This window comes from Flagellimonas halotolerans (assembly GCF_035818535.1).
GTDB classification, from domain to species: domain Bacteria; phylum Bacteroidota; class Bacteroidia; order Flavobacteriales; family Flavobacteriaceae; genus Flagellimonas; species Flagellimonas halotolerans.
The window spans coordinates 39,657-54,919 of record NZ_JAYKYV010000012.1 but is presented as its reverse complement, the minus strand read 5'-3'; the positions used below and the strand labels follow the sequence as shown (position 1 = coordinate 54,919).

Annotated in this window: 9 protein-coding genes; 2 read left to right on the top strand and 7 right to left on the bottom strand. The window is 43.2% G+C overall.

Features of this window, described 5'->3' with window-relative positions; translation table 11 throughout:
- The first annotated feature begins 26 nt into the window (after positions 1 to 26).
- A complete protein-coding gene (locus tag VM932_RS13085; RefSeq protein WP_326279202.1) occupies positions 27 to 1,070 on the top strand; it encodes an LLM class flavin-dependent oxidoreductase in 1,044 nt (347 codons plus the stop codon).
- 87 nt (positions 1,071 to 1,157) lie between these two features.
- Here VM932_RS13085 and VM932_RS13080 read toward each other — a convergent pair whose 3' ends face one another.
- The 7 genes from VM932_RS13080 to cobA form a co-directional block, all read right to left on the bottom strand.
- Entirely contained in the window at positions 1,158 to 2,774 is a 1,617-nt protein-coding gene (locus VM932_RS13080; RefSeq protein WP_326279201.1) for a carboxylesterase/lipase family protein, read from the bottom strand.
- A 225-nt stretch (positions 2,775 to 2,999) separates the two neighbouring features.
- Positions 3,000 to 4,439: a rubredoxin gene (locus VM932_RS13075; RefSeq protein ID WP_163626410.1), complete on the bottom strand. Its 1,440-nt coding sequence runs from the start codon at positions 4,437 to 4,439 to the stop codon at positions 3,000 to 3,002.
- A gap of 4 nt (positions 4,440 to 4,443) precedes the next feature.
- The gene (locus VM932_RS13070) at positions 4,444 to 7,977 is read right to left on the bottom strand and encodes a molybdopterin-dependent oxidoreductase (RefSeq protein ID WP_326279200.1); all 3,534 of its coding nucleotides are present in this window, start codon (positions 7,975 to 7,977) and stop codon (positions 4,444 to 4,446) included.
- 134 nt (positions 7,978 to 8,111) lie between these two features.
- Positions 8,112 to 8,795 (bottom strand): response regulator transcription factor, encoded by a 684-nt coding sequence (locus tag VM932_RS13065; RefSeq protein ID WP_326279199.1) that lies wholly within the window; start codon positions 8,793 to 8,795, stop codon positions 8,112 to 8,114.
- Between the two features lie 103 nt (positions 8,796 to 8,898).
- Positions 8,899 to 10,188: an alginate export family protein gene (locus VM932_RS13060; RefSeq protein WP_326279198.1), complete on the bottom strand. Its 1,290-nt coding sequence runs from the start codon at positions 10,186 to 10,188 to the stop codon at positions 8,899 to 8,901.
- Between the two features lie 42 nt (positions 10,189 to 10,230).
- Positions 10,231 to 11,631, bottom strand: coding sequence for an MFS transporter (locus VM932_RS13055; RefSeq protein WP_326279197.1), 1,401 nt, complete (start codon positions 11,629 to 11,631; stop codon positions 10,231 to 10,233).
- Between the two features lie 205 nt (positions 11,632 to 11,836).
- Entirely contained in the window at positions 11,837 to 12,613 is a 777-nt protein-coding gene (cobA, locus tag VM932_RS13050) for a uroporphyrinogen-III C-methyltransferase (protein WP_326279196.1), read from the bottom strand.
- A 122-nt stretch (positions 12,614 to 12,735) separates the two neighbouring features.
- On the opposite strand from cobA, the gene nirB reads away from it, so the two are divergent.
- Positions 12,736 to 15,255, top strand: coding sequence for a nitrite reductase large subunit NirB (nirB, locus tag VM932_RS13045; protein ID WP_326279195.1), 2,520 nt, complete (start codon positions 12,736 to 12,738; stop codon positions 15,253 to 15,255).
- Positions 15,256 to 15,263: the final 8 nt, after the last annotated feature.

The following is a 15,263-nucleotide window of genomic DNA, read 5'->3' as shown; positions in this document are numbered from 1 at the left end:
GACAATACATCGATACATATAAATATATGAATTCAAAAAAAATAGCGTACTCTATTCTGGAACTGGCCGTTCTTCCTAAAGGAAGCTCTATTAACCAAGTTTATAAAAACACGGTAGCCCTTGCCCAAAAAGCCGAGGCTTTGGGTTATGAGCGTATGTGGTTTGCAGAACACCACAACATGCCCGCCATTACCAGTAGTGCCCCCGAAATTTTAATTGGCCATGTGGCCCAGCACACCTCTACTTTACGTGTAGGTTCGGGTGGGGTAATGTTGCCCAACCACTCCCCTTTTGTTGTTGCCGAAAAATTCGGAACCTTGGGGAATTTGTTCCCGAACCGTATTGATCTAGGTTTGGGCAGGGCACCGGGCACCGACCAACAAACGGCACGTGCCATTAATCCAGGGTTTATTGAGGCTACACATTCCTTTCCTAGCGATATTGAAAAAATTCAGAACTATTTTTCAACCGACAACAAAACATCCAAAGTTAGGGTAACCTTGGCCGAAGGGGTTGATGTGCCCATCTACATTCTTGGTTCAAGTACCAGCAGTGCTCGATTGGCCGCCCAAAAAGGATTGCCCTATGCCTTTGCCAGTCATTTTGCAACGGCCCAACTCTTCAATGCCCTAGAAATTTATAGGGAGCAGTTTCAACCTTCGGAAGCATTACAAGAACCTTATGTTATTGCAGGTATCAACGTAATCATAGCCGATACCGATGAGGAAGCGGAAAGTTTGTATACATCGGCCTTAAGAATGGTCATCAATATTTTGTCGGGAACCCAAAGCGAGTTTATTGAACCTCCTACCGAAATGAGCACGGGTTTACAGGAAGTACGACAGCACCCTGCCATTATGCAAATGACGCGATATTCTTTTGTAGGTAGCAAGGAAACGGTAAAAAAACAGGTTCAGGGCTTTATTGGCGAAACACAGGTTGACGAACTAATGGTTTCATCCATAATGTACAGTGTTGAAGACCGAATAAAATCGGCCGAACTATTCGCGGAGATTATGGTGGAGATCAATGAAAGTGCCGAAGTCCGAAAAGCATCTTCTGTAGAGTAATAAAAAACAAGCATGGACCAATATCCATGCTTGCAGGTATTTTTAATGTATTTGAGCAGATCGATCCTCTCAACACTTGGATTGCTTTTACATCTCCGCCATCAGGGCCAAAAACTCTTTGTCGTGCTGTGGTTTTACCTCACAAGTATTGTCAAAAAACATGGTAGGTGTACGCTCCGGGGTATATTCAGGCCACTGTGGTAACCCTTTGTGGTTCGGATTTCCTGTTTTAGCAAAATTGATCCAGGCACTGCTCATTTTATTGGCAAGTACATGGGCTTCCTGTCCACCACCTGTCATTTGTCGGGCACGTTCAATATTATCAAAAACAAAAGGAAGTTCCATGCAATGCAGGGCTTTATACTTCCCATCAAAAACAGGGGATTGCCATGTGAACATAAACATATAAACGGGTGCCCCGCTATTTAATTCTGACTTTTTATTGGCCTGGAAAACGGCCCCTGGCCTAAATGTGGCATCTATGTCCAACAGGTCGGACGGTCTGGTATCGTTAGGATATGCTTTCTTTACAGCTGCCACATAATCATCTGCCTTGTCTTTGTACGTCTCCTTAATATGAGCCATCACTTCTTCTTCGGATGCTTGGAAAAAACGTCCGTTCATAAATGGTGTAAATTCATTTTTTGTGGTTCCCAACATCAAGGGAATATCTTTGGAAAGTTCGAATGCTTCGTCAGACATTAAATCGTGGGGAAGAACATTCCCATCCATACTTGGCCCCCAATTGAGGCTCAATCCCACAGGAACAATGCCTTTGGCATTCATTTGCTCGGCTACTTTTTGCAAGGCTGCAGTTCCCGCTGCGCTTAATTTATCGAACGGTATGGTTTGAAGACTATCCACTTGGTCTTCGGATAACGAAAGTTGCTGCAACACCTCAGCTGCAATGGCTCTTGTGGTTTCCTTTTTGGACAAACTGCCCCTGAACGACCCACTTTGGTTAATTGCTTTATGAAACAATCCCTTGGCTCTGGGCATAGCCATCAATGTATTTACTTTGGCTCCTCCCCCGGACTGACCAAAAATGGTAACGTTGTTAGGGTCACCGCCAAAATTGGAAATATTGGTTTTTACCCATTCCAAAGCTGCAACAATGTCCAACATACTGTTATTGGCCGATTCCTTGTACTTATCACCATAGGCGGATAAGTCCAAAAAGCCGAGAATATTGAGCCTGTGATTGATGGAAACCACGACAACATCTCCCTTAGCACTTAAGTTTTCGCCATGGTAAGAAGGAAGCTCTTGACTGGAACCTGCCGTATATCCCCCACCGTGAATCCAAAAAAGCACTGGTCTTTTTTTGCCATCATCAATACTTGGGGTCCAAATATTGATACGCAGGCAATCTTCGCTGGTATAGCCCCAATCGTGGTCAAAAACAAATTCAGGTTCATCTTGAACCTGTGTAGTGGGAGTCATTAAAGGTGCCACGGGACCATACATGGTCGAGCTTCTCACTCCTTCCCAAGGTTCCACTTTTGTTGCTGGCATAAAACGTTCTGCCGTTGCGTAGGGAATTCCTTTATAGGTGTAAATTCCATTTTGGATAAATCCGCGGACTTTTCCGGATTCGGTGTCGGTGACCGCAACATTTTCTCCGGTAACAACTTCAGTTTGTGCATATATTGAGCTCAACCCTGAACAGACCAAGGTTGCTAGGAGCATTGTTTTTAATTTCATTACAGTTTGTTTAGTTGTTAAATTTATGTGTAAAATTTAATGTATTTTTTCCTGATTCAGGAATAAACCCATTAAAGAATGCCTGTTTTTGAATGATAATAACAAAATAATCGTCAGTTTGATTTTTTCCTTGGAAAAAGCCTGTCCGCCTTTGGGAGGATATCGAGAACAAGGGTTTTAAGTATTGAAATCAATTCTCGATACTATTTTCCTTAAGCGCCTAGATTAACCTAAAAGCAGCTCTACAGGTTCAAAAACATCTTTTTCAGAACCACAAACAGGACATATATAAGCTTCGGGCAAATCCTCAAACTTTGTATGGGGCTCTATACCGTTTTGGGCATCTCCCGTTTCACTATCATACACCGTTAAGCAGTTTGGGCATTGATGAACCTTGTGTTTTACTTGTTCCTTTTTTGCTGTTTTCTTTGTTGGTGCGGTTTTCTCTTGTCCAAGTTGCTGGAAATATTCTCTGCTCAACTCGATCAAGAGGTTGGGCAATTCCTTTTTGTCCACATCTCGGGCATAGATTAAATAGTGTCTTGTGTTGGGGTCAAAGTCTTTAAAGTAACAAACATTGTACGTTGGTCTTACTTTATAATCCAATCCAATCTGGGTTGGTGGGTTCTTCTCAATGACAATGGATGAAAAATGGGACTGTTTTCCCACATCTTTACTAATACCAAAGGTAAGCCCATAAGTACTGATGTCGTTCTGGTCAAAATTGTTTACCAAATACTGTTTAAGTTCCAATGCTTCCTGGTCATCCACGGGCAAATGCCAGTTCATTTCCAATTGCGAGTGCCGAACATTGATTCCCCTTTGCCCAAGGAACCTTTCCAGCTCAGGGCGGCTCTCCTTAGAAATTCCCTTTACTATGAACGATTTCCAAGGCGTGATGCATATTTTACCTATGCTGTTGTCCAGACAAAATCCGCAAAATTCCTTTAAAAATTGAAGATCATAGCGGTTGTTGCGCCAATATAGCCCCAACCAAAATTGGTCCAACCCCATTCGGTTCATTCCCTCGTAGTAGGGAAATGTAACAAAAGGAATTTGAAGTTCCTTTTTTATGGTCCTGTTGTTATGGGTCTGCAATTTCTGGTTCAGTATGGCAAAGAGTTGATCCACATTGTCCATGGCCGGGTAAACTTCTTCTATGGCCCTACATACCGAAACCATGTCCCAGCTGTAGATCAATACAGGATAGTAAGCACTTTTCTTCCAATGCGGCAGCAGGATGTTCAAATACCAATAATCTTCGTCTTCGGATGCCACAAAATTGAGGTTTCCACTGAAAATAGGCACCAAGCGTTGTTTTGGATCGGTAATATTGATCTTTAACCTTGGCATAAAATCAAACTGTTCCAAAAGATACAGGTAGGTGGAACCTTTGAGCCAATGGGTGCCATCAAAGATATCTGCCGATACATAAGAACAAACAATATTTTGGTAAGATCTATCGGCAACAATATCCATCTTGTATTTCGAGGTCTTTTCCAAAGGGCGCTTTTTGTTATTGTCCAACGGAAAAAGCAAATCCTGCCTTGAGCCAAAATAAACTTCCGATAGCCCTGCGGCCTCTAACATGGCAATACTATCTTTGAGTTCTCCGGGAGAAGTGATGCCTCCTTTCATCAATATCCTGTGCAAATCATCGTTCATAGCCTTAAACCATTGTTGTTTTCAGTTGTCCATTCAATATTGCCTGAACTTCGGGCTTACAGCTTCCACAACCCAATCCGGCACCAGTTTGGGAACAGAGCTGTGCAAAATCCGTGCAACCACCTGTAATGGCATCTTTTATATTACCATCGCCCACTTGGCTACAAGAACACACCAGACTTCCTTTGAGCGGTTCCATTGTTGATGTACCCCGTAGCAATTCCTCTCTTTTTTCAGAGAGCTCTATTTCCTCTTCAATAAGCCGCTTGAATTCTGCAAACTCGTTCTTATCCCCCATCAGGATGGCTCCTTTGAGCGTATCGTCCTTTACGATACATTTTTTGTAGAACCTTTTGCTTACATCCATCAGTAAAATCTCTTCGTAGGAAGGGTCGTTTTTTGGAGCATTTACCATTCCGATACTACAGAGATCAAGATTCTCAAATTTTAAAATATTCATCAATACCGAACCGCTGTACATACTTCCCAAATCGCCCAAAATATAATTTGCGGCCACATCAGCTTGTTGTTCGGCCGCCGAGGTAATGCCGTAGAGTGCATTTTCGAACTCAGCGATTTCGCCCAATGCAAAAATGGATGGGTCACTTGTCTTAAGGTAGGCATCCACCAGTACGCCCCTTCTCGTTTCAAGACCGGCTTTTGTGGCCAAGGATATGTTGGGCCGGGTTCCAATAGCATAAACAATGGCATTACAACGTAGCGTCCTACCTGTCTTTAGATTGACCATCAAAGTATATTGAGATTCCTCTTCCTCAAAAATGGTGCTTACCTCATTGTCAAAAAACAATTGAATTCCCCTTTCTGAAACATCTTCGGCCAATAATTTACTGGAAACAGGGTCCAACTGGCGTTCCATTAATCTTGGGGCGCGTTGTATTATGCTGATGTTGATATTGATTTTTTTCAGGGCAGCAGCGAGTTCAAGGCCTAGCAAACCTCCTCCCACGATCACCACATGCTGTTCGTCTGCAGGAAGCCCTGTTTTGGATAGATAGTTTTTGAGGCGGTCTGCATCCCCCCTTTCCCGCATCGTAAATCTTCCCGGAAGATCCATACGCACTTCATTGGGTACAAAAGCCCGACTTCCAGTGGCCATCACCATAAGATCGTAATCATGTACCTCGCCCAACTCGTCCGTAACAGTCTTTGCTTTAGCATTGATGCCTTGGATACCATTATTGGGGTACAGCTTCACTTTGAGTTTCCCCAGTTCGCCTTGTTTCAATTTTTGAAGGGCTTCCCAAGACAGTTCTTCGTTCACATATTCCGGTAACAAGACACGGTTGTAAAAAGGGTACTCCTCTTTGGAAAACACATGGATTTCATCCGTTCTGTTCTTTTCCCGATAGGTTTGGATAAAACGGTAAGCTGCGGCCCCAGCTCCAACAACAACTATTTTTTGCTGGGGCTTCTTATATTTTTCAACCTGAACGGCACAATATTTAAAGTCGGGTTCCTTGGATACGGGGTCTACAATATTATTGGTAAGGTTGTTGGCCCGACTAAAATCACTGTTAAGGATTTTGCCCCAGTGCATGGGAAGAAAGACCACCCGTTCACGAATATCGTAATTGATCTTGACCTTGACCCTTACATTGCCCCGCCTGCTCTTAACAACGGCAATATCGCCTTCCTTAAGGTTCCGCACATAGGCATCCACTTTGTTCATTTCAAGGAAAGGAGATGGGATATGGGTCAATAATCGTTTTACTTTTCCCGTTTTTGTGCGAGTATGCCATTGATCCCTGATCCTTCCGGTATTGAGCACCAATGGAAAGTCCGTTGTTGTGACTTCTGATTTGTTGTACAGGTTTCTGGGTGCATTGAAATGTACTTTCCCATTTGCAGTGAAATATTTTTGGTCTTGAAAAAGCCGTGGTGTCCCTTTGTGTTCTGGAGAAGGAACGGGCCATTGAAAGCTCCCTTCTTTTTTAAGTCGGTTATGCGATAATCCCGAAATATCGATATTGGTTCCCTTGGTCATCAAACAGTATTCATCATACACTTCCGACACATTGTTATAGTCAAAGCCACCATATCCCATTTCTTGGGCAAACCTCCACAGGATCTCCGCATCGGGCAAGGCTTCACCTGGAGCGTCGATTACCTTGGGCAAATAACTTATCCTGCGTTCGGAATTGGTCATAGTGCCTTCTTTTTCCAACCAACCTGCCGCGGGCAATAATAAGTCGGCATATTTTGTGGTCTCCGAATTATGGGAAATATCCTGAACAATAACAAAATTGGCCTTTTCCAGCGCTTTCTCTATTTTTTTGGCATTGGGCATACTCACAACTGGATTGGTACAAATAATCCAAACGGCCTTCATTTTTCCAGACTCCAAGGCATCGAACATTTCCGTTGCCGTAAATCCAGGTTCTCCTTTAATTTCTTTTCCTCCCCAAAATTGCTGGACTTCTTTCCTGTGTCTGGGATTTCCCAAATCCCGATGGGCTGCCAACAAACTGGCCATCCCCCCTACTTCTCTTCCCCCCATGGCATTGGGTTGCCCTGTTAAAGAAAAAGGACCGGAACCCGGTTTTCCAATCTGTCCCGTCAATAAGGAAAGATTTAATAGCGATACATTTTTGTCGACCCCGATCACGCTTTGGTTCAGCCCCATGGTCCACATACTGATGAACCCTTTCGCATCGGCTATCATTTTGGCTGCCGTTCGTATTTCATTGGCCGTAATGCCACATTTTTCCGCTGCCTGACGAATGGAAAGTTCAAAGGCCATCTGTTTACAGGCTTCAAAATTGGAGGTATGTTTCTTGATGAACGCCTTGTCGATTTTCTTTTTTTCGATGAGCCATCTAGCCATGGCATTGAAAAGAATGACATCGGTGCCCGGTAAAATTTGTAAGTGCAGGTCTGCCAAGGCACATGTCTGTGTCTTACGTGGGTCTACTACAATCAGTTTAACCTTTGGGTTTTGTTCCTTATGCTTTTCAATACGGCGGAACAAAATGGGGTGGCACCATGCCGGATTGGCCCCTGCGATCAAAAAACAATCTGCCAGTTCTATATCGGCATAAGCAATGGGAACGGCATCGTTGCCCACGGTCTTCTTGTAGCCGACTACGGCAGAACTCATGCAAAGCCTGGAGTTAGTGTCAATATTATTAGTTCCCAAAAAGCCCTTGGTCAGTTTATTGGCCAAATAATATTCTTCGGTAAGACATTGCCCCGACACATACAGCCCAACACTGTCCGGGCCATATTTTTCCATGATACTTCCAAAAACGGCAGTTGCCCTTTTAAAGGCAATATCCCAAGTAACCCGTTGCATGGGATGGTTTCTACTCCATCGCATTTCTGGATAAAGTATTCTATCCTTGGTATCTTGGGCCACGTAATTCAAAGTTTTTCCCTTGGTGCAGAGCATCCCCTTGTTAACGGGATAATCCTCATCCCCTTTAACGGACAATATGCCCTTGACATCTTTGGATACCTCGATGCCGCACCCCACTCCGCAATACGAGCAAATAGTTTTATGTGTGTCTTTTTTCTGCATTCTGGCAACACCGTATTTTTTCGATGTTGAAAATTAAAAATTTACGTATAAATACGTAGTGATAATTTAATAAAAGTGATGCTCTAAATCGAGAGAATGATAAAAATCACGGCAAAATGTTGAAAAAATGGAACCTAGACTAAATTGTATTTGTTTGCCTTTTTGGAAAGATCTATCAAGTTTTTCACTTCCATCTTCTTCATCAGGTTGAAACGATGGGTCTCGATAGTACGTTTACTGTTCTGCAGCTTTTCCGAAATTTCCTTGTTTGTGTACCCTGCCAAAATAAGTTCCAACACCTGAAGCTCCTTGTTGGTAAGATCGAACGGGTTGTTTTTCCTATCCTTTGAAGCTGGCTTTGTCTTTTTGTCCGGACCGAAGAGATTATTGACCAAAACATTGGAAATATCCCCGCTAAAATATTTCCCGCCTTCTTGAACCATGTGAATTGCCTTGACAAACTCAGTTTTGCCCGTATCCTTTAAAAGGTAACCATTGGCCCCGGCCTGTACCGATTTAAGAATGTATTCCTCCGAATCGTGCATGGAAAGAATAATGGATTTGGTTTTGGATTCGCCCTTGGCATTCAAACGTTCAACGGTCTCGATACCGCCCAATTCGGGCATGCGAATATCAATGATCAGAATATCCGGGGATTTCTCACTGACCATTTTAAGGGCATCCAATCCATTGGAAACTTCTCCGATTACATCCAAATCAGGTTCCTCTTCCAATAAAGCGCGTATGCCATCCCGAACCAAAGAGTGGTCATCTGCCAATACTATGGTAATGGTTTGTTGCTGTTCAGAATCTTGCATTGCACAAAAATAATCGAATTATTGAAATACGTAGGACATAAAAAAGGGCCATCCCATTTGAAACTGAACAGCCCAATCATCTGACCAACTCAATATTTTATTTTCATTTGTCCGAAGAAAACAACTTGGGTTTTATGATCAGCATGGCCCATGCCCAATTTTGGGTACTGGCGGCATCACTCTCGGCCACGCCTTTGAGTTCGTACATCCCATCTGATGGAAACAAGTGTGAATACCCGATTTTTAGTGCATACCCCTTAAACTTTTGGGCGAACACTAAATCCACCTCGGTTCCCAAAAAGTTTTCACCACTGGGCAGGTCTTGCTCTCCCCTAAAATTTAAAACCTTGGCCAAGAGGCTAGATTTTTCTCCTAATTTTATATTGGTGCTGACATGGATATCGAACAATCCTATGGAATTAGCATGGTTGCCCACATAGAAGTAATCCATAAAACCATTGAATTTGTGATTGGTGCCATACAACGGAAAAAAAGCTCCTGTTTCTCCCGCTGTTTGTCCATCATTTCCACTTATGATTTCAAATCCAGCCCCCAAACCAATTGCATTTGAAGCTTTGTAGCTGGCATCCAACCCTATCAGGTAAGCCCCTTTCACTTGCAACTCCCCTCGTCTTTCCCCTGTTTGGAGAAATGCGTTTGCGGTCAGTCCAAAACTTCCGTTTTTATAGGTAAGATGTGTACCCAAGGTCTGTAAATTGCTCAGTCCGTTTGCTGCATCATTTCCATCAAAATTTTGAAACCCATTGTTGAGCAACAACAAGCTTGCTGCAAAACTTTCCCATTTTTGGTTTAGATAAAGCATCTGCATGGTCTTGTAACTGAAAAAGCCCTTTGTATTGTACACATTGCTTTCGGACTGAAAGCCGCTAGGATTGTCATAATCCTGATTAAAGGCAAAGGCAGCATCGATGACAAAATTAACTTTGGAATATCGTATCAGAGCCGCATCGTGGTTTCTGGCCTGCTGCGTCCAATCCACTTCGCCCAAAATACGCTGATCATCATAGGAAAGTACCTGCCTCCCCAATTTTGTGGACCAACCGGAACCAAGCTCAAGTTGTGCCCATGCTTCAAAAACGGCAAAGGAATTGTTCTCATCATCGGGCCGTAACTGGCGGTTTTCCCCCCAGACCAAAACATCTTGGAGACTTAGATAAAACTTATAAGTTTCGTTTTGGTAGCCCGTATTCAAGCGAACCCGTGTAGCAGTTGCAAAACCAGGGTCGGAGGCATCGGAAATCAAACTGCCAAAGCCATTTCTATATTCCGTTCTAGGTCGAAACTGTCCATCTACAACAAACTGCGCAAATGAAAGATGCATCCCCAAAAAACATAGGCACACCAAGAACCCTTTCTTATTGATAAATTTCATGTTGTTTACTATTTGGTTGAATTATTAAGAAAACAATGAAGTCTAGTTTTCCACTGTTGACAAGGCCATTTTACCTTCCATCTCTTGAAGTACGGCCTCTTCATCAGCCGTAGAAAACTTGATGGCAAACGCACTGATGGCAGCTACGACCACAAAAACCCCAATAATAAAGTATCCGCTTGACACAGCACTCGAGGCAGCGGCAGCTTGTGCGGCCTTTACCGCTTCTTCCCCAAAGGCAGCGTTGGCCTTTATCGCCGTGGTTTCCGCAACGGCAGATTTGGATTTTAGGAACAATGCGGCCAAAAATGCACCAACATTACCCCCTGCCCCAACGATTCCCGAGATGGAACCAATGGCTTTTTTATTGATAAAGGGAACAACCGAAAATGTAGCGCCCTCTGCCATTTGCACCGTAAGACTAAAAGCCACCAAAAAGATGATTCCAACCGCAAGACTTGTGGTCAATGAGAATACGGAGAGCATAACGCCTTCGGCCATCAAAATAAAAGTCAGGAACAATACTCTTCCACGAAGACCTTTTAACTTTCCGAAACGATCACCGAAAAAGCCGCCCAAGGTACGGGCAAAAATATTCATCAGGGCAAAGGACAAAACAATGTTTCCTGCCGTAATCCTATCCAAGCCAAAGGTGTTTTGCAAATAATCGTCCATGGTTCCATAAACGGTAAGCTCCATACCAAAACAAGCAGCATACACCAAGAACAATATCCAAACGCGGTAATCTTTCAAGGTGCTTACAAAAGATACTTTATCCTTCTTCAAAACCGGCATGTTTCCTGTTTTCCGCAATTCTGCAAAATTGCCCTCTGGGGTATCCTGGGTAAAGAAGTAGTACACAAGCCCCATTAAAAAACATACTATTCCAGCAATAACCATGGAGTAACGCCATGCAACTTCATCGGCAACACCAAAACTTACCACAGCTGCAGCAATTAAGGGCATTCCCAATCTGTTGGCACCACCACCAAGATTTCCCCATCCTGCGGATGTGGCATTGGCTGTACCTACGATATTGGGAGCAAACATTATGGATGTATGGAATTGGGTAATCACAAAAGAAGCACCAATGAATCCAATTAAAAATCTACAAAGAAGAAATTGAAGCGGTGTTTGTACCAAACCAATTAAAATCACGGGTATCGACCCGATAATCAGTAACCAAGTGTAACACAGTCTCGGACCAAATCTGTCGCACAATTTACCGATTAGCAATCGGGCAAAAACAGTACCTGTAACCGCCAGAATTATAGAGTTCCATTTTTGGGCTGGTGTGAGCCCTAAATCTTTTACTACATCCGGCATAAATGGAACAATTCCAAACCATGCAAAAAAACAAATGAAGAAGGCTATGGCGGATATCCAAAACGTTCTAATGGGAATACTTTTAAGGTTCAATAGATTTAATCGTGTGGCTTTCATAATACTTAGATTAATTGATTAGACAATCAAAACTAAGTATTTATACGTATTAATTAAATTATATAACGATTTCCTACGTATTTTTACGAGATAACACAAAGGACCCCTGTCATATTGTGACATTTTAAAATTGAGCCTTGTGTTACTGATAATTTGAAAATAAACATTGAAAACAATGTAATCCATACTATATTAAGGTATGGGTTCAAAGCTCCATACCTACCACTCTTTGGATGGCATCTTCAAAAAATGAAGGATGGTCAGCCACCACATCGCCCACAATAATGATTCCAGGGCATGATAAATCCAATTCGCTGGACATATGGACAGCATCATTTAATGTGCCCGTGATACAATTCTCGTTTGGCAAAGTTCCATTTTGAACAATGGCAAGCGGCGTGTGACCTTCTCTATACCTCCCTATTTCCTTAGCTATGTCTACCAATTTACGGACTCCCATCAAAATGACCAGTGTTGCGGAAGATTGAGCGGCCAATTGAAAGTCCCTGGAGAGCCCCCCTTCTTTTGTTGTTGCGGTCACCACCCAAAAACTTTCGCTCACCCCTCTTTTGGTTACAGGTATTCCTTGACTTGCAGGCACAGCTATGGCACTGGAAACCCCTGGCACAACAGCTACGGGAATTCCAAAAGATTCAACATATTCAAGTTCTTCCGACCCCCTACCAAATACAAAAGAATCCCCTCCCTTTAGTCGCACTACATGGCCGTATGTGAATGCATTTTCCACAATCATTGAATTGATTTGATCCTGAACAAAGCTATGCTTTCCACATCGTTTACCTACGTATATTTTCGGAACACCATCAGCAACTTCATCCAACAGAGCAACATCCGTCAACGCATCGTACAAAACAACATCTGCTTGCTTCAAAGCCCTTAAACCCCTTACAGATATAAGGTCTGCAGAGCCTGGACCAGCTCCGACCAAGGTCACTCTTGCTTCTTTGTCATATTGTTTCATTATAAATATTTGTTTTGATTTTTATGAATACCGCAACAAGAATACGTATTTATTTTTAAAAAAACATCAATAATATACGTAATTATACTTAGTTTTGATTTTTATTTCAAAATCATATGGATATGAAAACTATAATTGTAGTGGGAAATGGGATGGTCGGATATAAGTTTTGTGAAAAATTTATCGCATCATCCTCCAATGATGGATATAAACTTTTAGTATTCGGGGAAGAACCCAGACCTGCATATGACAGGGTGCATCTCAGTGAATATTTTGAAAACCAAAATGCAAAGGCCCTAGAACTCGCACCTGCTTCTTGGTACAGTGATAATGGCATAGAACTTATTACAGGGCAACGGGTCACAGACATTAAAAAAGAGGACAAGGAAATCCACACAGCTACGGGCAATTCCTATACATACGACTACTTAGTGCTAGCTACAGGCTCTGTACCTTTTGTACCTCCCATTTCCGGTGTTGAAAAGGAAGGTGTTTTCGTTTACCGCACCATAGAGGATTTGGAAGATATGATGGCTTATGCCTCACAAATCAAAGCCATCAAACCCAATGGAAGGGCAGCCATCCTTGGAGGTGGCCTTTTAGGTCTTGAAGCTGGGAAAGCGGTCTTGGATATGGGGTTGGAACCTCATGTAGTGGAATTCGCCCCAAAACTCATGCCCAGGCAATTGGACACGCGAAGCAGCAATGTGCTTCGGTTAAAATTGGAATCGATGGGAATACAAATCCATCTGAGCAAGGCGACCAATCAAATATTGGGAGATAAAGTCATCGAAGGGATGGAATTTGGAGAAGATGACCAGTTGGATGTGGATATGCTCATCATCTCGGCCGGAATACGCCCTAGGGATGAACTAGGTAAAACCTGTGGGCTTGACATGGGTACTCGTGGCGGAATAGTTGTCAACAACAAGATGCAAACATCCGCTAAGGACATTTTTGCCATTGGTGAGGTAGCCCTTTACAATCAGATGATATATGGTCTTGTGGCCCCCGGGTACGAAATGGCCGATGTGGCCGTAAACCAAATTTTGGGTAACCAAGAAGTGACTATGCCGGAAGATATTGATATGTCCACCAAATTGAAACTAATGGGCGTGGACGTGGCGAGTTTTGGCACTCCATATATGCCTGCGGATAAAGGTTTGTCCATCATTTTTGAAAATAAGACCAAGTTCCTGTACAAAAGAATCAATGTAAGCCATGATGGAAAAACCCTCTTAGGGGGAATTCTCGTTGGAGATGCCGCGGACTACAATATTCTGCACCAAATGTACCTTAATGGAATGGCCTTGCCCGATAATGCGGAAGAATTGATCGTGGGAGCTCGTGGCGAAGGAGGTTCTGCCTTTGGCAGTGCCATGGATTTGCCCGATACAGCTCAAATATGCTCCTGTGAAAGTGTTTCCAAAGGAAATATTTGCTCGTCCCTGTTAAATGGCGAATCCGATTCCCTCAAAGATATTATAAGCTGTACCAAGGCCGCCACAGGCTGTGGAGGGTGCAAACCCATGGTGATGGAACTGGTCAATGAGACCCTTAAATCCATGGGGAAAGAGGTAAAAGATGTTATTTGCGAACATTTTGAATATACCCGGCAAGAACTCTACGGCATTATCAAGGTAAAGGGCATCACAAGTTATGATGAAGCCCTCGACAAATGTGGACAGGGCGATGGGTGTGAAGTGTGCAAACCTGCTCTTGCCTCCATTTTTGCCACCATTTATAATGACACGGCCAACAAGGAAGATGTGATACAGGACTCCAACGATCGTTTTTTGGCCAACATCCAACGGAATGGCTCCTATTCGGTCGTACCACGGATACCCGGAGGAGAAATTACCCCGGAAAAATTGATCGTTATTGGAGAAGTGGCCAAAGAATTTAATCTGTACACCAAAATTACCGGGGGACAGCGCATTGATTTATTCGGTGCCGAGCTAAACGATCTTCCCGCCATCTGGAAAAAACTCATCGCTGCAGGTTTTGAAAGTGGTCACGCCTATGGCAAGTCCTTACGTACCGTAAAAAGCTGCGTGGGCTCCACATGGTGCCGATACGGTATGGACGAGAGTGTAAGCTTTGCCATTGCCCTTGAAGAACGTTATAAAGGAATTCGGTCCCCCCACAAACTAAAGGGCGGTGTATCGGGATGCATTCGCGAATGCGCGGAGGCCCGCGGCAAGGATTTTGGGGTAATCGCGGTAGAAGGCGGTTGGAACCTTTATGTATGTGGCAATGGAGGAGCCACACCAAAACACGCACAATTGTTGGCAGAACAAATTGATAACGAAACGGTCATAAAATACCTGGATCGCTTTTTAATGTACTACATCCGAACAGCTGCTCCATTGATGCGTACCGCTGCATGGCTTGAAAAACTGGAAGGCGGCATAGAACAGCTCAAAAAGGTTGTAATCGAAGACAGCTTGAACATTGCCGAAGAACTCGAAAAGGATATGCAAAGTCTTGTGGACAAATATGAATGTGAATGGAAACAAGCAGTGGAAAATGAAGAAATCGGAAAGCGTTTCAAGCACTTTGTGAATACTGATGATAAAGACGACAACTTGGTTTTTGTTCCTATGAGAGAGCAGAAAATGCCACAACCATGGACCAACTAAACACCAAT